The 19,238-nt window shown below is 37.6% G+C and carries 18 protein-coding genes and 1 pseudogene; 7 read left to right on the top strand and 12 right to left on the bottom strand.

What is annotated here, in order from left to right:
- Window positions 1-34: 34 nt before the first annotated feature.
- The gene (gene hpt, locus ACYUCW_RS07935; protein ID WP_004245039.1) at window positions 35-577 is read left to right on the top strand and encodes a hypoxanthine phosphoribosyltransferase; all 543 of its coding nucleotides are present in this window, start codon (window positions 35-37) and stop codon (window positions 575-577) included.
- A gap of 56 nt (window positions 578-633) precedes the next feature.
- Here the strand turns inward: hpt and can are convergent, their stop codons facing one another.
- On the bottom strand, window positions 634-1,287 hold the full coding sequence (gene can, locus ACYUCW_RS07930) for a carbonate dehydratase (protein ID WP_004245038.1): 654 nt from the start codon (window positions 1,285-1,287) through the stop codon (window positions 634-636).
- 848 nt (window positions 1,288-2,135) lie between these two features.
- Between can and ACYUCW_RS07925 the strand changes: the two genes are divergently transcribed.
- The 4 genes from ACYUCW_RS07925 (at window position 2,136) to ACYUCW_RS07910 (ending at window position 5,534) form a co-directional block, all read left to right on the top strand.
- Window positions 2,136-3,077, top strand: a complete 942-nt coding sequence (locus tag ACYUCW_RS07925; RefSeq protein ID WP_004245037.1) for an ABC transporter ATP-binding protein — start codon at window positions 2,136-2,138, stop codon at window positions 3,075-3,077.
- Window positions 3,074-3,844: an ABC transporter permease gene (locus ACYUCW_RS07920; protein ID WP_004245036.1), complete on the top strand. Its 771-nt coding sequence runs from the start codon at window positions 3,074-3,076 to the stop codon at window positions 3,842-3,844. The genes ACYUCW_RS07925 and ACYUCW_RS07920 overlap by 4 nt, the downstream gene beginning before the upstream one ends.
- 189 nt (window positions 3,845-4,033) lie before the next feature.
- On the top strand, window positions 4,034-5,263 hold the full coding sequence (locus ACYUCW_RS07915; protein WP_460408347.1) for an MFS transporter: 1,230 nt from the start codon (window positions 4,034-4,036) through the stop codon (window positions 5,261-5,263).
- 88 nt (window positions 5,264-5,351) lie between these two features.
- On the top strand, window positions 5,352-5,534 hold the full coding sequence (locus ACYUCW_RS07910; protein WP_004245034.1) for a DUF2526 family protein: 183 nt from the start codon (window positions 5,352-5,354) through the stop codon (window positions 5,532-5,534).
- Between the two features lie 92 nt (window positions 5,535-5,626).
- Here ACYUCW_RS07910 and htpX read toward each other — a convergent pair whose 3' ends face one another.
- The 5 genes from htpX to ACYUCW_RS07885 all read right to left on the bottom strand — a co-directional run bounded on the left by htpX (window position 5,627) and on the right by ACYUCW_RS07885 (window position 11,141).
- The gene (gene htpX / locus ACYUCW_RS07905; RefSeq protein WP_151253024.1) at window positions 5,627-6,592 is read right to left on the bottom strand and encodes a zinc metalloprotease HtpX; all 966 of its coding nucleotides are present in this window, start codon (window positions 6,590-6,592) and stop codon (window positions 5,627-5,629) included.
- 59 nt (window positions 6,593-6,651) lie between these two features.
- On the bottom strand, window positions 6,652-7,212 hold the full coding sequence (locus ACYUCW_RS07900) for a LemA family protein (protein WP_004245032.1): 561 nt from the start codon (window positions 7,210-7,212) through the stop codon (window positions 6,652-6,654).
- Window positions 7,213-7,435: 223 nt separating this feature from the next.
- The gene (locus ACYUCW_RS07895) at window positions 7,436-8,248 is read right to left on the bottom strand and encodes a dimethyl sulfoxide reductase anchor subunit family protein (RefSeq protein WP_004247269.1); all 813 of its coding nucleotides are present in this window, start codon (window positions 8,246-8,248) and stop codon (window positions 7,436-7,438) included.
- A 2-nt stretch (window positions 8,249-8,250) separates the two neighbouring features.
- Window positions 8,251-8,802 carry a 4Fe-4S dicluster domain-containing protein gene (locus ACYUCW_RS07890; protein ID WP_004245030.1) on the bottom strand — a complete coding sequence of 184 codons (552 nt, stop codon included), beginning with the start codon at window positions 8,800-8,802 and terminating at the stop codon, window positions 8,251-8,253.
- 2 nt (window positions 8,803-8,804) lie between these two features.
- Entirely contained in the window at window positions 8,805-11,141 is a 2,337-nt protein-coding gene (locus ACYUCW_RS07885) for a molybdopterin-containing oxidoreductase family protein (protein WP_460408346.1), read from the bottom strand.
- 230 nt (window positions 11,142-11,371) lie between these two features.
- On the opposite strand from ACYUCW_RS07885, the gene ACYUCW_RS07880 reads away from it, so the two are divergent.
- On the top strand, window positions 11,372-12,061 hold the full coding sequence (locus ACYUCW_RS07880; RefSeq protein ID WP_004245028.1) for a helix-turn-helix domain-containing protein: 690 nt from the start codon (window positions 11,372-11,374) through the stop codon (window positions 12,059-12,061).
- A 64-nt stretch (window positions 12,062-12,125) separates the two neighbouring features.
- Here ACYUCW_RS07880 and efeB read toward each other — a convergent pair.
- The 6 genes and pseudogenes from efeB to ACYUCW_RS07850 all read right to left on the bottom strand — a co-directional run bounded on the left by efeB (window position 12,126) and on the right by ACYUCW_RS07850 (window position 16,704).
- Window positions 12,126-13,393 (bottom strand): annotated as a pseudogene (efeB, locus tag ACYUCW_RS07875) (iron uptake transporter deferrochelatase/peroxidase subunit).
- Window positions 13,380-14,303 (bottom strand): EfeM/EfeO family lipoprotein, encoded by a 924-nt coding sequence (locus ACYUCW_RS07870; protein ID WP_004252518.1) that lies wholly within the window; start codon window positions 14,301-14,303, stop codon window positions 13,380-13,382. The pseudogene efeB and the gene ACYUCW_RS07870 overlap by 14 nt, the downstream one beginning before the upstream one ends.
- Window positions 14,293-15,129 (bottom strand): FTR1 family iron permease, encoded by an 837-nt coding sequence (locus tag ACYUCW_RS07865; RefSeq protein WP_020945238.1) that lies wholly within the window; start codon window positions 15,127-15,129, stop codon window positions 14,293-14,295. Before ACYUCW_RS07865 ends, ACYUCW_RS07870 begins: the two co-directional genes overlap by 11 nt.
- Window positions 15,130-15,131: 2 nt before the next feature.
- Window positions 15,132-15,479: a cupredoxin domain-containing protein gene (locus ACYUCW_RS07860; protein ID WP_004245024.1), complete on the bottom strand. Its 348-nt coding sequence runs from the start codon at window positions 15,477-15,479 to the stop codon at window positions 15,132-15,134.
- A gap of 65 nt (window positions 15,480-15,544) precedes the next feature.
- Window positions 15,545-16,102, bottom strand: a complete 558-nt coding sequence (locus ACYUCW_RS07855) for an iron transporter (RefSeq protein ID WP_460408345.1) — start codon at window positions 16,100-16,102, stop codon at window positions 15,545-15,547.
- A gap of 305 nt (window positions 16,103-16,407) precedes the next feature.
- Window positions 16,408-16,704, bottom strand: a complete 297-nt coding sequence (locus tag ACYUCW_RS07850) for a helix-turn-helix domain-containing protein (RefSeq protein ID WP_004245017.1) — start codon at window positions 16,702-16,704, stop codon at window positions 16,408-16,410.
- Window positions 16,705-17,294: 590 nt separating this feature from the next.
- Between ACYUCW_RS07850 and gss the strand changes: the two genes are divergently transcribed.
- Window positions 17,295-19,172 (top strand): bifunctional glutathionylspermidine amidase/synthase, encoded by a 1,878-nt coding sequence (gss, locus tag ACYUCW_RS07845; RefSeq protein ID WP_196722291.1) that lies wholly within the window; start codon window positions 17,295-17,297, stop codon window positions 19,170-19,172.
- Window positions 19,173-19,238: the final 66 nt, after the last annotated feature.

The raw sequence follows: 19,238 nt of genomic DNA, 5'->3' as shown, positions 1-19,238 counted from the left end.
GTTGCTTTCCCCGTTAACCCAATCGAAATAAATCATGAAACATATTGTTGATGTCATGATCTCTGAAGAAGAGATCAAACAGCGTATTGCTGAATTAGGTCGTGAAATCACAGAACATTATCGTTCTCGTCAAGAAAAACACGATTTGGTCTTAATTGGCTTATTAAAAGGCTCTTTTATTTTTATGGCGGATTTATGTCGTGAAATTGAAGTGCCACATGAAGTCGATTTTATGACAGTATCAAGTTACGGTAATGGAATGACGTCAACAAGAGACGTTAAAATCATTAAAGATCTTGATGAAGACATTCGTGGTAAAGATGTTCTGATTGTTGAAGATATTATTGACTCAGGTAATACTTTAAACCGTGTTAAAGAGATTTTAAGTTTACGTGAGCCTGCCTCTATTGCTATCTGTACGCTACTTGATAAGCCATCACGTCGTGAAGTGGATGTGCCAGTAGAGTGGATTGGCTACTCTATTGAAGATAAGTTTGTTATAGGTTACGGCATTGATTATGCACAACGTTATCGTCACCTACCTTATATTGGTCACGTAACGCTACTAGATGAATAATCTTGTTGATTTATATCGTATATTAAACCCGCTTTGGCGGGTTTAATATTAGAAAATCAACGTGGATGGCTTAATTTTGCAATAGCTTGGCGATAAGAGAGTTCTAGTTTTTCACGACTGTCTGAGGTGATATCTAAATCGTGTAATTCACCATTGTTTAAACCGTAAACCCAACCGTGGATCATCACTTTTTGTCCACGTTTCCATGCGGCTTGCATAATAGTTGAGTGACCAAGGTTATAAACTTGTTCTATCACGTTAAGTTCACAGAGTAAATTTAATCTATCTTGTGGTGCGAGTTCACCTAACATGGAGCTATGTTTATACCAGATATCACGGATATGCAGTAACCAGTTATTAATTAAGCCCAGTTCAGTCCCTTCAATAGCAGCTTCAATACCACCACAGCCATAATGACCACAAACAATAATATGCTCAACTTGTAGGACATCAACGGCATATTGAATAACAGAAAGACAGTTTAAGTCGGTGTGGATCACAAGGTTTGCCACATTGCGGTGTACAAATAAATCACCAGGGGCGGCATTAATTAATTTTTCAGCGGGGACGCGGCTGTCTGAACAACCAATCCATAAGAAATGAGGTTTTTGGCCTTTACTCAGCTCTTTAAAAAATTGCGGGTTTTCTTCTGTAACAGAACTTGACCATTGTTTATTGTTGGCTAACAGTTCTTCAATTTTTCTCATCATGATGTGACTGCCTGTAAATTCAGTTTCCCACCATTTGCGCTGACAGTAGGCCAACACGAAATAGCTTTAGTGTTATTGTTGGATGTTTAAGCTCAATAAAGAAAGGGTATTTTTATACCATTACTTTTAAATGAATCAGAAGGCTTTTTTTGAGCCAAGTGACAGTTAATTGCTTGTCTATTTTTGCTTTCAAATAAGATAGAACTTTTTACAGTATTTGTTTAATGAATTTATCAACACATTATTTGATGTAAATCAAATGTATAAAAAGATAACTGATTGTTAACTCGATTATTCTTATTTTGAATAATCGAGGGTAATTATTTTTTCATAAAAAATATTAATGTTTATTTGGGCTGGCGAATGATGAGGATAAAACCTGTTAACGGTATCTGTCCGTTTTTTATTGATAAATTATTGGAGGTAATAAAGCGCATGATAATATCTATCAGTCAGATTGAGTAATAAGGCCAATAAATTTATTGCTATCAAACAGGCTAAATAATAACATTTAGTTATTATTGGCTTTTTATTGAGATTAATACTGGAAAATAGCTACAATTAATCGTCATTTTTATTGATCAGTAATTGCAGTGTTCGCTCTGTTGACTATTAAAATAGTTAAATAAAATTTATTTATCTGTTTGAGGCATTATCTGTAAAACGGTTTATTTACGTCTTATTTTTCTCTAGAATATCTTATTCCATTTTGATCCTATTGAACTAAGCCCATTTTCTATACCTATCCTGATTTGCACTCAGGGGAGTAAGGCTTAGTTGAATAGCTATTTCTGATTTCAGCTCAGTCAATGCTGAATAATGCAGTTGATAAAAGGTAATTTCCACTTATGACTTATGCATTGGAGTTAACCGAGTTAACGAAAACTTACCATAATGGTGTCAAAGCGCTTAAAGGAATTAATTTAACCGTAGAAGCGGGGGATTTTTATGCGCTATTAGGCCCTAATGGTGCAGGAAAATCGACCACCATAGGGATTATCAGCTCTTTGGTGAATAAGAGCAGTGGTAAAGTCAAAGTATTTGGCTATGACACTGATACCGATATGGTTAATGCTAAAAGACAACTCGGATTAGTGCCACAAGAATTCAATTTCAACCCTTTTGAAACCGTATTACAAATTGTCCTTAATCAGGCTGGCTACTATGGTGTACCACGTAAAGTGGCATTAGAGCGTGCAAAAACGTATTTAACCCAATTAGATTTATGGGAGAAAAAAGATGATAGAGCACGTTTTTTATCTGGGGGAATGAAACGGCGTTTAATGATTGCGCGTGCATTAATGCATGAGCCTAAATTGCTGATCCTCGATGAGCCAACGGCGGGAGTAGATATTGAATTACGTCGTTCAATGTGGACGTTTTTACAACATTTAAATGCACAGGGCACCACTATTATATTAACCACACATTATCTTGAAGAAGCAGAAATGCTGTGTCGGAATATTGGTATTATTCAGCGTGGTGAACTGGTTGAAAACACCAGTATGAAAGGTTTATTAAGTAAATTAGAGTCTGAAACCTTTATTTTGGACTTAGCAGCAAAAAGTCCGTTACCTGAATTACAAAATTACCAGTATCGTTTAGTCGATACATCAACACTAGAAGTTGATGTGAAAAGAGAGCAAGGATTGAATGGGGTTTTTGCTCAGCTCAATGCACAAGGTATTCAAGTTTTGAGTATGCGTAATAAAGCTAACCGCCTTGAAGAGTTATTTGTGCATTTAGTTAATGAAGATCATACAGAAACAGAAAAAGGAGAGAGGGAATGATTCAGTTGTATTGGGTAGCCCTCAAGACGATTTGGATTAAAGAAGTGACCCGTTTTGGCCGTATCTGGGTACAAACTTTAATTCCTCCTGTTATCACGATGTCGCTCTATTTTGTTATTTTCGGTAACTTAATTGGTAAGCGTATTGGTGATATGGGCGGTGTTGATTATATGCAGTTTATTGTTCCCGGCTTGATTATGATGGCGGTGATCACAAACTCATATGCTAATGTCTCCTCTTCATTTTTTGGCGCTAAATTCCAACGTAGTATTGAAGAATTATTAGTATCGCCAGTACCGACCCATGTTGTTATTGCCGGATTTGTGGGTGGTGGTGTCGCCCGTGGTATTTGTGTTGGGATATTGGTCACTCTGGTTTCACTATTTTTTGTACCACTAGAGATACACTCTTGGACAATGGTTGTGGTGACATTATTAATGACCTCGATTGTTTTTTCTCTCGCAGGATTGTTGAATGCCATTTTTGCGAAAACCTTTGATGATATTAGTATTATTCCCACCTTTGTTTTAACGCCATTAACTTATTTAGGAGGTGTGTTTTATTCACTCTCCTTATTACCTGCATTTTGGCAAGGTGTTTCTAAATTAAACCCGATTGTTTATATGATAAGCGGTTTCCGTTATGGTTTTTTAGGGATCACTGATGTGTCATTAACGGTGACAATCACGGTACTATGCCTGTTTATTGCCGTGTTTTATATCGTAGCCTGGTACTTAATTGAAAAAGGTCGCGGTTTAAGAAGCTAATCTACAAATTAGTGTTTAAGGTAATAAAAATTAAAATCGGTGTCTGAAACAACAGATGCCGATTTTTTTTAGCTAAATTTCATTCAGTTATGTTAAATTTTATTTAAATTTGTCTTTTGCTATTAACAAGTCTAATTTCTTTGTTTAGTATACTAAACAAATAACTTTGGGATGGTAAAGGATAGAAGCATGGCAGTGGCAAGCGAAACAGCAAAAGAACCAACGGTACTTTCTCGTCGTAAATTGTTATGTATTGCCGGAATGGGGTGGACTTTCGATGCAATGGATGTGGGGCTTCTCGCCTTTTTATTAACGGCGTTAAAAGAAGATTGGGGATTAACAGCAGCGCAATTAGGTTGGATTGGCAGTATTAATTCTATCGGTATGGCCGTAGGCGCTTTTGTCTTTGGCATTATGGCCGATAGAAAAGGTCGTAAACCGGTATTTATCTTAACGTTGCTGCTATTTAGCCTTGGTTGCGGTTTAACTGCATTAGCAAGCTCCTTAATGGTGGTATTAATTTTACGCTTTTTTATTGGTATGGGCTTAGGCGGAGAATTACCCGTTGCTTCTACATTGGTGAGTGAAAGTGTTAAAGCTCATGAGCGTGGTCGTATTGTTGTTTTATTAGAGAGTTTTTGGGCGGTAGGGTGGTTAATTGCCGCGTTAATAGCGTATTTTATTATTCCTGATTATGGCTGGCGTATGGCTATGTTATTGAGCGCACTACCCGCAGTTTATGCACTCTATTTGCGTTCAAAGTTACCAGAACCCAGTTCCACGCAGTTATTATTACAAAATCGTTTATCTCTTCGCCAATCAATGGCATTGATTTGGTCACCTCAATATCGCCGTTCAACACTGATGTTGTGGGTATTATGGTTTTGTGTGGTGTTCTCTTATTATGGCATTTTTTTATGGCTACCGAGTGTCGCAATGTTAAAAGGCTTTAGTTTAATTAAAAGCTTTCAATATGTGTTGATCATGACACTCGCTCAGTTACCGGGCTATTTTACCGCAGCATGGTTTATTGAACGTTATGGTCGTAAATTTGTGTTAATCACCTATTTAGCAGGCACCGCGATTAGCGCTTACTATTTTAGCGTAGCCGATTCCACAACCACACTATTAGTGTTCGGTATGTTGTTATCATTTTTTAATTTAGGTGCGTGGGGGGCATTATATGCCTATACCCCAGAACAATATCCTGATGGTATACGAGCTACAGGCGCTGGAACGGCGACGGCAATAGGCCGTATTGGCGGAGTATTAGGGCCACTGATGGTAGGCTATTTAGTGCAATATCAATTTGACATAAGCACTATTTTTCTTATTTTTAGCCTTTCCATTGTGATAGCGGTACTAGCGGTTATGTTATTAGGTAAAGAAACCAAAAATAGACCACTTAATTCCATTTAATCACTTTTTTTATGACTAAAAATACAGAACGTCTCCTTTCTTGTTATATGATAGTTAATAAGTATTTTATAGGAAAAGAGGAATAATTATGTCTCATTATGAGGAAGTGATTAAGCAGGTTGATGAGGCCATTGCCAGTGCTAGCATACAAACGATGAACGAATTGCTGGTGGAATTAGGTAAAGATAACACAATAGCTTTTGCTCAGCGTTATGAACAGCAAGAGCGTCTACGCACGGCTATTTTTCATCATGGTGAAAAACAGCGTTAAGCAATCCTATGATGATAGAATAATCAAAAAGCGTTTATTTCATGTATTTATTCCATAATAATGGATAAACGCTTTTGTTTTAATCTGTTGGTTTAAAAAGTCTTTTTCCCTTCGAGTACTGCTATTCTATTTTCAATCGAAGGATGGGTTGAAAAAAGAGAGTCTCCCTTATTAAAAATAAAGGCTGCTTTGCGATATGCTCGTCCTGTAGAGCCATCTTCAAAATTTTCAGTTTCGTGTTGTGCTGCAATTTTCTTTAGTGCATTGATCATTGATTGATTATCTTGGGTAAGATCAACCGCTGCCGCATCTGCCATATATTCACGTGTCCGCGATAAATAGAAATAGAGCACTTGAGTAATAATGGGTAAAACAACGTTGAGTACAATTAAAATCAATCGTGCTTTACTGGCGGCATCATTACTTTTACCACCACGGTTACCAGAGGCTATATATAAGCGGCTACCAAAGATATTTGTTATCGTTAAAATAACATTTGCTAAAATACCCACATACAGCGTTAAACGGGTATCACCATGAATAATATGACCTGTTTCATGGGCTAATACGGCTTGTATTTCTTGGCGATTAAGTTGATTTAACAACCCACGAGTGACACCAATAAAGGCATTTTTTTCAGACCAGCCGGCAGCAAAGGCATTGGCTTCTGGTGTATCTAAAATATAAAGCTTAGGGATATAGCCCAAAGTCGCACTTAAACTAAGCTCTTCCACGATATTTAATAATTGTCGCTCTTGGGCATTTAATGGCTCTTCAGGATTAATTAGTCGCGCTTTCATGCCCGTCAACATGATTTTATGCCCTTTAAAGTGAACAATAATCAGCAACACAATTGAAATGGCAACAATAATCAATGAAGCAATAGGCAGTGATTGGAATGTCAGAAATGCCAGCATATTATCAATTAAACTTAAATGAGGATTGGCACCTATCGCGCTATCAACTAATAAGCCGATCATTAGCATTAATAGTAAATAGGTGACTATCACAAACCGAGTGCGAATGGCATTTTTTCGCAGTACATTTCTGAAATCCATTTATTATTCTCCAATAATATCTACCGTATTATTTTATGTATAAGCTATGGTGCGTGGTGTTAATCAAAGTTAATACGGCGCGCTTCTTCTGATTTAATCGCTGTTTCATCAAGACGCCAGTATTCTTTATTAATCACGAGACTTGGAAAAATCTTCACAATAAATACCGCAGGGATAGAGGCGATAAACGCACGATATTGCTCTAAGGTACGGTTATAGCCACGTTTAGCAAAAGAGAGTTTATTTTCCGTTGAGACAATCTCTTCTTGTAAATTAGCCATGATAGTATCTGATTTGAGTTCAGGATAGTTTTCAACAGCGACATTAATCGCACCACTTGAAACAATTTTTGATAGCTCATCTTCTGCCGCTTTTGCTTCTTGGTTATTGCTACTTTGTGTTTTAGCTCTTAATTCGGTGATTTTAGTAAAAACATCGGCTTCATGACTAAGATATTTTTTTACTGTAGCTAATAAGCTATCAAACACTTTACCACGACGGTCGAGTTGTACCGATATTTCTGTTTCACTTGAGATAACCGCTTCACGCATAGAGATAATACGGTTGTAATAATAAAAAATAAGACCCAATAACGCGATGGTGATAATTAATCCAGTCATGTGAAGCGCTCTCTTTTCTAATAATAAACAGGGAATTTAGCTAACTCATTGATGTTAATTTTGCCTATTATTATTCAAGATAGCTAGATGATTATTTCATCAAAGAGAAAAAGAATATTGATATGTCACTTAATATCTTAAAAAGAATGTTGTTTGAAGTATAAAAAAGCCCCAAATAAATTTGGGGCAAAATAAATAGGACTCATGTTAGGGAAAATAAAAATTAAAACCAAGGTGATTGGGACATCACATTGCCATAAAATAGCATTCTGCCGGCGATTTCACCGCTAAAAAGGATAAAAATAGTAATAATTGATATTAAAGCCTTTGTAAACAAAGAGCTACGAGATAGTGTGATAATAACACATCCTATTATTAAACTGGCGATGACTTGCCACCATAACAATAAGCTCGCTACGTTAGCACCTGAAATTTGAACTCGTATTACTAATCCCATCAATACTAACAGTAAGCCGATAAAAGCACCGAAATGCAATGTATGAATGGTTTTTTTACCTTGCAACTGTAACCAAGGAATAACAGAGCCAAAACCCAATAATAGGGCCGTACCAATAAAACTTATTTGTGTTGCGGGGGTATGCCATAACGCATGTGTTTGCATTTGATAATAAATTTGTGCTGTTATTAAAATAACGGGTAAGCCAATAAGGCCACAGAACAGACCTAGTAGGCTATTACGGCGTATTTTATTTGGTTGTAGCCAACTTGCTAATGCCCAGAGGGAAATTAAACCGTTTAACATAACAAAGGCAATAGCTTCACGACTTAACCATGAGTGAGCAACACCAAGTACTGAGCGATAAGCGCCGAGAGGATCGCCTAGGTGTCCCATTGACATAGAAGAACCAATTACTTCAATTAACCAAATAAGGGCAATCGTTGTACGTAACGCTTTGGGGCTTAACATGGCGGAGTTTTGTGTTTGCCATTGATAAAGAGATAAGGCAAGTACGGCACCGATCCCCCATTGACTCATTACGGTGAATAGAACCAAAGGCATTTGATAATCATGCATGGTTAATCCTCCATACCAATAATGACAATATTAGGATGACTGATGGTATGATCAGGAACCCCATAACGTTTTTCTAATAATGCCCAATTTGTGATATGTTTTTGGCGCAAATCTTCAATTTCGCCAAACTCAATGGCACCAGTTGGACAAGATTCAACACAGCGAGGTTTTAAGCCTTCGTCTATTCTATCGGCACACATATTACATTTACTGGTCTTCCCTTCTACAGGATCGTAAACCGGCGCATTATAAGGGCATGCCATAATGCACATTTGGCAACCAATACATTTGTCATGATCCTGTATCACAATCCCATCAGCTCGCTTAGTATAAGTATCGGCAGGGCATACTTTTAAGCATTGTGGATCGTCACAATGATTACAGGACATAGTGATAAAAGCTTGCGCATTGGGTAGATCTTCATTGAATTCGCGTACTCTACGCCACAAGACTCCTGGAGGGGTAACATTTTCTGATTTACAAGCCATCGAACAAGTGCGACAGCCATAACAATCTTTACTATTAATCAGAAAACCATACTGTTTTTTAGCCATGATTATGCCTCCCGTCTTACATTAACTAGGGTACTGTTACAACAATGACCATTACCTAAAGGTTCAACATGGTCATTGGTTACATGGCTACTACTCCCCCCTTGTTGTTCCCACCAACCATTATCAAGAGAAACAACACCTTGTTTTATGTGAGTGGTGACAACGGCTATTGCTCTATGTTCACCTCTATCATTAAAAGCAAACACCCAATCACCATTGTTTATTCCACGAGATAACGCATCATTAGGATGTATTAAAATATTGGGTTGATTACGCTGTACTTCTAAAATCCATTCATTCATCCCATGGCTTGAATGAACACTACGTGCTAGCTTACGTTGCACAGCCATTAACGGATATTTTTTCGCTAATTCAGGGGAGCCTGTTGTCGATTCCTTTACTGGATAATAAGTGACTATAGGGGAGTAGTTTTTATCTTGCCATTCTTCAATAAAGAAATGTGCTTTTTGGGTTGATGTACGAAATATTCCGTCTTTAAATGGGATCCAATCGCCTTCTACAGGTCGTACAGGCCCTTTTTCTAGCATTTCTCGCGTAATCCCCGATCCCGCGAGGCAAGTATCAATATAGTGCTCAATAGGTTGATTAAATACGTCACCGAAACCAAAGCGTTCAGCAAGGCGGGCAAAAATCCAATAATCAGGCTTTGCTTCTCCTGGTGGTTCAACGGCTTTTTCCATTAATTGAACATATTGGCTACGCACACCAGCCATTAAACTTGTATCTTCAAAAATGGTTGTCACTGGAAGTACTAAGTCGGCATAAAGCGCTGTTGATGACATTAAATTATCAGCTACGACAACAAAAGGAACTTTTTTTAGCGCCTTACGTACCATATTGGTATTGGGTAATTGTGTCATCACCCCCATTGTCATGATCCACCAGAAATTAATCGGGTGGGGTCTTTCGTTGACTATCCATTCACCCACTTTTGCAACAGGAATGGGATTAATGGGTTTAACATTTGGTGCTGGGGGAATAATAGGATTAAATTTTGCCATCTGACGCACGCCACCGGCATCACAAATACCCGCGCCTTTTTTACCAATATTGCCGGTTAATAGAGCAAGATAAAACTGGCTTGCCGCAACATAGGCACCAAATTCAGTGCGTTGTGCGCCAGACATATTTTGTGCAATCATTGCAGGCTTTATTGTCGCGTAGTCTCGAGCTAAACGAATAATAGTCTCTTGTGGAATATCTGTTTCTTTACTGGTTTTTTCGATAGTCCAGGGTTTAGCTTGTAAATAGATTTGTTCAAAAACGGTGGTGTAATTTATTTTATTTGGCAGTTCATCATGAGTTAACGCCGGTACAATATTGGGGGTATCATGGCGAACAATTTGCTGAGTTAGGGTATCAAAGACTAAATAGCTATCTTTATCACTAGCTGAATCACGTAGTAGTTTTTGTTGTTCATCGACTAAATACACCGCTCCGGTATGGGCACGCAAAAAAGGTTTATCTGTAAGATTTTCTTCAATGATTAATTTGATCATTCCTAATGCAAGGGCGGTATCGGTACCCGGAATAATGGGGATCCACTCATCAGCTTTGGCTGCGGTTTCATTAAAACGCGGATCAATGACTACCATTCTGGCGCCATTACGGCGAGCCTGATTATAATTTTTAAAGTAGGCGTGCATAGTTACTGCTGGGTTATTGCCCCAACATAGAATATAACGGCTATCTTTTACCGTATCACGCGTATCTGCATAGCGTAGGCCAACCATAGGGATCATAGCTGCAGTAACCGCAGAGCAACATAAAGAGCCGGCTTGTTTTGTAGAACCGCCTAAATAGTCGAAAAAGGCTTTACCCATATCGTTTTTGATGGAATCCATATTTCCAGCGTGAGTAGAAATAAAAAGCCCTTCGTTGCCATATTTATCGATAGTTTCTCGAATATTTTTTTCGATAAGATCTAAAGCGTCATTCCAGCTAATAGGTTTAAACTCAGCCTTACCTTTTTCGCCAACACGTAGCAAAGGTGTAGTGAGTCTATCCTTATGATATACCCATTTAGTTCGGCTAATTCCTCGTAAACAACATTTGACATTAAAGCCTTCTGTAGCTTCAATTTTGATTAGTTTTCCCTGATGAGTAAAAGCGGTTAGGTTACAATGGAGACATTCCATTGCACAGGTGGATTGAAAAGTTTGATATTCAGATAATTTTATCCGAGTTTTCTGGTTAAATATGGGTTTATTTTCATTAGCTAGGCTAAACGCATTAGGGGAAAGAGCTGCCAAACCAATAGCTCCCATTCCTTTTAATAGCGTTCTTCTATCTAATTCCCACTGTTTATTTTTATACATAGGACATTCTCACACATAACAATGTTAACTATATATAAACTCAGTTCATCAATAATAAACTTGAGTTAGATCATTCGAGGATAAATAAAGAAGATAATCAACAGAAAATGATTTATATTCTTATTTTTCATAAAATTTTTAGTGTGAATAACTATAAAAATAGATAAAAAAAGAACAAATAAATATCGTCATAAATAAAGATAAATAACGGCTTAGGCGTGGAGAAATAAATGCAGAATTCTCAAGGGGTTAACTCTGTTGATATCGCAGTGACTATTTTAGAGTTTTTAGCATCTCAAGGAGGTGCTGCACGCTCTTCTGAGATAGCTAAGGCATGCTCACTATCAAAAAGTCGTCTACATAAATATTTAGTGTCTCTTTGCCGCAGTGACATGCTCTATCAAGAGAGTGAAGGAGGGCAGTATTGTTTAGGTAGCAAAATTATAATGCTAGCTGAGGCAACACACACAAACCTCTCTTTAGTTGATGAAATTAATCAAAGACTTTGTGAATTTAGAGATGAGCATAATATGTCAACAGGACTTGTTATTGCTCAAGGTAAGAAGCTCTATTTAGTGAGATATAATCGTAGTTTTAAACATGTCGATATTGATTTTTTGCCAAATACACCCGTTCCACATAAATTGAGTGCGGCAGGCGCGACTTATGCAGTCTTTAGTCATTTAGAAATTGATGCTGATTTATCAATACAGCAAAAAAACAGTATACATCAACAGGGTTTTGCTATTCGCCAACAACCCGCTGAAGGTATTCCTGGAGCTCAATCTATTGCATGTCCTGTATTTAATAGGAAAGGTGAAATGGTCGCAGCCGCATTGACCATGGGATTTATTAAACCTGAAAACCAAATAGAATTAGGTAATGCATTAAAAGCAAAAATTCGCCATGTTTTATCTTAATATTGCGAATATTTTTATCAAATACGTTTACTGGAAAAGTAAACGTATTTGAAAATAGCAAAATTTAAGTAAATAGTCCTTTAGCTAATATATCGCTTGCTTGTGTGACGCCGGGTAATACGAAGTAATAACCCCCACCAAAAGGTTTTATATAGCGCTCTAACGGTTCACCATTTAAACGCTTTTGCGTATCAATAAAGCCTTTTTTAAGGTTATTCTGAAATGAGACAAAGACAAGCCCCATATCTAATTGCCCTGACGGCGTTAGCCCTAATGAGTAGCTATAACTGCGACGACGCAGTTTGGCACTATAACGTTCGGGGGTTCTGGGCTCTGCTCGTCTCATATGGGAATCAAAGAGTATCCTGTCGCCATGAGGATCTTGCTCAAATTCAGGTGAGTCCATTTCTTGCTTCATTCCTATCGGCGCGCCTGTTGCACGATGACGACCAAAGTTATTCTCCTGATCTTCAAGAGGTGTTCTATCCCAAAATTCCAAGGCAAAACGAATAAGTCTCACCGCTTGATAGCTACCTCCTAAGCACCACTGCGGTTCATTTTGTTTATCGGTGATCCACACTAAATCATCCATTAAATGAGTGTCAGTGGCAGGGGCATTACCTGTGCCATCTTTAAAACCAAATAAATTAATTGGCGTTTGTTGATTATCAATATCACGAGCAGGTAGAAAACCATCTATTTTCCATCGTGCATGCACTTGCCCAGAAAGATATTTTAAAATATCTCTTAATGCATAAATGATACTTTCTTGACTATTGGCACAAAGCTGAAGTAACAGATCACCGCCACACCATTTAGGATCTAAGCGATCGTTGGGGAAGGGTTTCATTGCTTCAAGGCGTTTGGGTTTATGAGCTTGAAAACCAAACCGATTATCAAAAAAACTATCCCCTAACGCCACTGTGATGGTTAATTCATCAGGATATAATTGGCTACCTAAAATACCGGATCCTGCGGGGGAAGGTGAGGATTATGACTTTCTTTAAGTTCACGAGATTGTGTTAAAAAAGCAATCCGCTGTGTTAAGGTTCGGAAAATTTTTTCTACTTCCTCAGGGGTTGTTACTGTTAAATCAAGTGCAATAAATGAAGCATGCTTTTGTTCTGGCGTGATAACCCCAGCTTGATGTTTTCCTAAGTAGTTAATAGCACGTTGATAACGAAGTGTTGGTGAACACTTGTTTTTTTCGATGGCATTTGCGCCCATACTGGCAAGCAGTAAACTACCGCCTAACCATTTTAACGTTGTACGTTTATGGTGGTTAACGGGGATTGTGAGGAGTGATTTAAACAGAGTTTTATTTTTCACCATATGCTTCTTTATAGTAATAATAGACATCAATATTGAGCACGTTACGTAATTGTGCAACTTGCTCCGCTAATTGTGTTATTTGTGCAAAGAGCACTGCTTTCTCACTATCAGAAAGCGTATCTAAAGGCTGGAATAGTTCTTCATCTCGCTGATATTTTAAAAATAGTTTGCTAATAGTGTCATACTGTTTGCGTAGTGATTGATATTCCTGAAGTGGAATATGGTTAGATAGAGACTCAATGATTAGGCGTGAACCGTATAAATTGGCATACCCATCCCCCAGATCACTTTTTGCATATTGATTTTCAATGCCGGCTAATTTGTCGGTTAAAATCAGCTCTAAACTATCACCTGCAGATTGCACTAATTTAGCAATGGGAATATCTTCAATCGCTAAGCGTTTTTTTAGATCACTAATGCCTCTTAACAGTGCTTTGGCTGACTCGGCTGACGATTGCATATCCTCTAATTTAAAGAGTTGATATTCAACCAAATGAAATCCACTAAAACGGGGCGAGTTTTCTCTTTCAAGAAAGAAATCAGCCCGATTATTTAATAGGCGTTCAGTAGCGCCAAACAATGCAATAATCGGGCGGATCACCTCATAGTGATAATGCGCTTGTTGATAGGCGAGTTGGGCATCAGTCAGTTGATTTTTTTCACTGTTAACAATGACATTTTTTAATGCAGTTTCAACTAAGGTCAACTGATCAACAGCTTTCTGCCGGTAGTTAAGAATATTGGTTGTAAATTTTTCAGGAGTGGGAATATCCCCTTTAGCAACAACAATATTTTCACTATCTTGAGTAATGCCTTGAATGATTTTTTTTGCAGAAACAGAAAAAGAGCATAGTGATATCAATAGCAAGATGACAATATGATCACCTTTCAATAGGGCGCTATTTGGCATGACGATCCCCTTGTTTAAATAACAGTGCGACCACCAACCAAAACACAATAAAAGTAACGACACTTAAACCAATGGGTTGCGAGCGATAAGCAAAGAATGAAACTAAGAAATTACCAAAAATGCTTGAATCATCCAGAATATGGCTAAGATCCCATAGTGGATAAATCAAAAAGTCAGGTAATTCAATATCCATTTCAATAAGTAGATTAGCTATCTCTTCTACTGCTTTTAATAGCAAGGAAACGGCGAGGAAAAGCAGTAAAAATCCGGTAATAACAAAGAATTTACGCCAAGAAATCATTTTTGATGTTAGCAAAAATAACCATAGAGTTAGTCCCGCTATCAATAGGCCAATGAATACTTCAATCAAGAAAGGCAACGCGGTTTGTGCTGTGAGAGCCATAATATGGCTTGATAGGAAAACAACCACTTCGCTGCCTTCTCTCGCAATGGCAATGGCGATGATCAGTAAAATCCCCCAGACACTTTGTTGTTGCGTTTTTTGTGTCAATTCGTTTTCGATATTGGCTTTTAGTGATTTACCTTGTTTGTTCATCCAATAGACCATCTGAACAATTAATAGGCAGGCAATAATTTCCATCATAATCATAAACAGAGATTGCCAGATATCTTCTAAGGAGCTAAATACCCCATAAATGCTAAGAGCTAAAAGAATAGAGAGTAGTATTCCTACTATTACTCCCCCCCAGAGATATTTCATACCTTGTTTAGGGGTAGGAGAGCGTTTTATCCATGCATAAATGATCCCTACCACCAGCAGAGCTTCAAAACTTTCTCGCCAAACAACAAATAGAACTTGTCCCATATTTATTCAGCCTTTTCAGTCGCAACGATTTCACCTTGAGGGTGAGACAGATGAAAATCATCAAAGAAGGTGTAACGTCCAGGTTTTAGAGGCGCAATCACAACGACAGAACTTGCCCCAGGCGCTAATACTTTTTCTTTACGTAATTGAGTGCTTTCAAATTCAACGGGGCTACTACCGGTATTGCGAATTTTGATCCGTATAGGAGTTTTAGCAGGAACATTTAAAACTCGAGGGATCAGTTCCCCCTCTTTCATTTCTAATTCAACGGTGTATTTTTCTGCGGCTAAAGTAGAGCTTGCTATCATTAATAGCAGTAATAGCGTGTATTGATAGAGATGTTTAATCATTGAAATTTCACTTAACAAAACAGAGGAGATAGCCCTATACACAGGGCTATCAATAATTAAGCTAATTAGTAACTGCCTTTACGACCAGTACCGCTATAGTTAAAATCCCATGACACTTCAAAAGGCTCGAACCAAGCGGCTACCCCCGTCTCTTTGTCGATATGACGACCAAAAACGACATCTTTATTGTAAGAAGGCGGGTAAATTTTATAGGTAACGTTATATTGGCCGTTGCCATCTAATTTTAGGTTTTCACCATAATGAGGATCATCACTGGCGACCATGGCCATAAAAGTTCCCTGCTGTTTTTTCTCCGGTGCATCTAATTTAGTCACGGTATATTCAACAGTGAGATAAGGGATCCAATCACCTTCAGCAAAACCATTCGGATTATCTTCAACAGCATGAATATCTGCTTCTAAATGGATATCAGCTTTATCAGCAGGTAGGTGCTTCATTGCATGATGGCCTTCCTCTGTGTCCATTGTGATAGGTTGTAGATAGACACCTTGAATTTCCATGCCATTTTTAATAATTGGTTGACCTACGGGATACTCAAGAGCGAAGACAGAAGTGGGAATTAATGATAACAACGTGAGAGCACGCACATAACGAGAGTTCATGTTTAATCCTTATATATTGAATGATAATTGTTATTATTCTTATTAAGATTAACATGATTTATAGCAAAAATAGCAGAAACTTATGTAAGAAAAATATCGTTTAATTTGAAGTGGGAAAGGATAAAAATAAGATTAACTAACTCTTTTTTAAAAGAAAAAATTTTGTTATTAAGAAATGATAGATAAATATACTCAATAGGTTTGCTTTTTAATACTAAGTAAAATCATAGTGTTAAAGAGAATAGATGGAAATCTTATTAACTATCTGACAAAGACGAGCAATCACTGATTTCCATATTAGATCATTAAATTTGACTCTGTGCACTCCAAAATAGCTTAGATTGGGTGACAGCGCTGGAAGAAGCGATAGGATCTTCATTAAGCGGTGAAGGAAGAAAAGCGGTTGGTGTAACATTTAATTCTTTAGCAATAAGGAAGAGCATATCAACATCAATTTTACATAGCCCATTCTCATAGCGTGAAAATTGCTGTTGGCTAACGCCGACTCTTTCAGCCACTGCTTTAGCGGATAAACGCAAGTGTTGGCGCTGTTGGCGAATTTTATGTCCAATAATTTGAGAAATAGGATAAACTTTTGACATTGGTGACCTCTTTCCTCCTATCAACTACTGATAATATTTCATTAAATATCAATGTTTTTTAAGCTGAATTTTAACGAGCTCAAGCTCTCCTACTTGAATGAGTCAAATTCATACTTTTTGTTATCGGTTAGTTGAGTAAATTATTTATAGTCACAAAATTATTATTGATAATTAATTTTTTATCCTATGTTAAAAAAAATTACTTTGGCAGAATGAAAAACGGCATTTTTTTGATAGAGAGTGCTATATATTGTATAAACGCAATTTTTCTACTTATATAGACTCGCATTTATGATTGAGAAGGAGTAAATAAGAAAGGAGAATAACAAATGATAAACACCTCTTTGACTGATTACACTCAAAAATAGGCGTTATATATTATTTATAACAGACTATTTTTGAGTTTTTTTGTCAGGTCAAATCCGCAATCAGCTTTATGTCATCGAATCAACTCGATTATTTTTACTTTATCTAAATTGATAAATTTACATTCACATCAGATAGACGATAGCGTTAAGATGGTTACTTATAATACATGGTGATTATAAGTATTACAGAGTCATTACCTAATTATCGTCAAGGTCGAGATTATGAATGTAAAAGAGATCATTCGTCATGAACCATTTGGAACATTACTCGGTTATGCACCAGGTGGTGTTGCGATTTACTCTTCAGATTACAGCAGTATAGATAAAGAAGATTATGCCGCTAATGATTCATTCCGTAGTTATATTGGTAATGAGTATATGGGGCATAAGTGGCAATGTGTTGAATTTGCACGCCGTTTTCTCTATTTACATTACGGGGTTGTTTTTACTGATGTGGGAATGGCCTATGAGATCTTCTCGTTACGTTTCTTACGGAGAACAATTGATGACGATATTTTACCCTTGCAAGCTTTTGCAAATGGCAGCAAACAGCCACCGACGGTAGGAGCGTTGCTTATTTGGCAAGAAGGGGGAGAGTTTAAAGTCACCGGTCATGTGGCGGTTATTACCGAAGTATTAGAAGATAAAATCCGTATTGCAGAACAAAATGTGATCCACACTAGGTTACCGCGAGGTCAACAATGGACACGAGAGTTACCGCTTAAAGTGAGTGATAATGGCTATTTTATCGAAGATACCTTTGATAATACCATCTTGCTAGGCTGGATGATCCAAACAGAACCTAATGCCTACAGTTTACCTCAACCTAAAGTTGCCCCTGAATTGTTAGCTATTCATGAGGCTAAATTAGCCAACAAGGGGCAATTTGCTGGAAAATGGCTAGATGAAAGCGATCCGTTAGAAAAAGCCTATGTGCTAGCACAGCACGGTCATACGATTAATCAAGACAGCTATGAATATTTCACTATTTCAGAAAGTGCTGAGCATGAACTTATACGTGCTAGCAATGAAATGCATTTGATGTATTTGCATGCAACGGAAAAAGTGCTGAAAGACGATAATTTACTGCGTTTATTTGCGATCCCTGAAGTGTTATGGCCCCGTATCCGCCTATCATGGCAAAATAGACGTCATCAAATGATCACTGGACGGTTAGATTTTTGTATGGATGAGCGCGGTATCAAGGTGTATGAATATAACGCTGATTCTGCATCTTGCCATACTGAAGCCGGATTAATTATTGAAAAATGGGCTAAACAGGGTGGCATTAAAGCAGGTTATAACCCGGGGGAACGTCTATTAGATGCGTTATCAGATGCATGGAAACACAGTGATGCGAAGCCATTTGTACATATTCTTCAAGATGATGATAATGAAGAAGATTATCATGCTCGATTTATGCAACAAGCACTGACTAAAGCCGGTTATAGCAGCAAAATTCTGCGTGGATTAAAAGAGTTGCATTGGAATAGTCGTGGTCAGTTAATTGATGGTGATAAACGTATTGTTGAATGTGTGTGGAAAACATGGGCTTGGGAAACCGCGTTAGATCAACTTAGAGAAGAGAGTGAACAACAGTCACTTATTCCTATTCGTATTGGTGATCCAGCGGGAGATGTTCGTTTAGTTGATGTCCTTTTACGCCCTGAAATCACGGTTTTTGAACCTCTTTGGACACTTATTCCAAGTAATAAAGCGATATTACCTATTTTGTGGCAACTTTTCCCAGATAATCCTTATCTACTCGATACTGAGTTCACTTTAACCCCACGTTTGTCGCAGAGTGGTTATGCGGTTAAACCTATTGCTGGGCGCTGTGGTAGTAATATTGGTTTAGTTGATCACCAAGAAAATGTATTAGGTGAAACCAGTGGTCAATTTGAACATCAAGAAAATATTTATCAAGAGTTATGGTGTTTACCAAAAGTGTCTAACCGATATATTCAGGTTTGTACCTTTACGGTAGATGGACATTATGGTGGTTGTTGCTTACGCTCTGATCCGACATTAGTGATAAAAAAAGACAGTGATATTGAGCCATTAATTGTCCTTGAAGATAAACACTTTTTAGCGGATTAATTTCATCACCATCATCCAATGAGTAAGAGATCGGTTTAGATTAAACCGATCTCTTTGTTATTTTGT

The organism is Proteus sp. MB838 (assembly GCF_054767435.1).
Note: the sequence above shows the minus strand (reverse complement) of the source record. Positions and strands in the feature narration are given on the sequence as shown.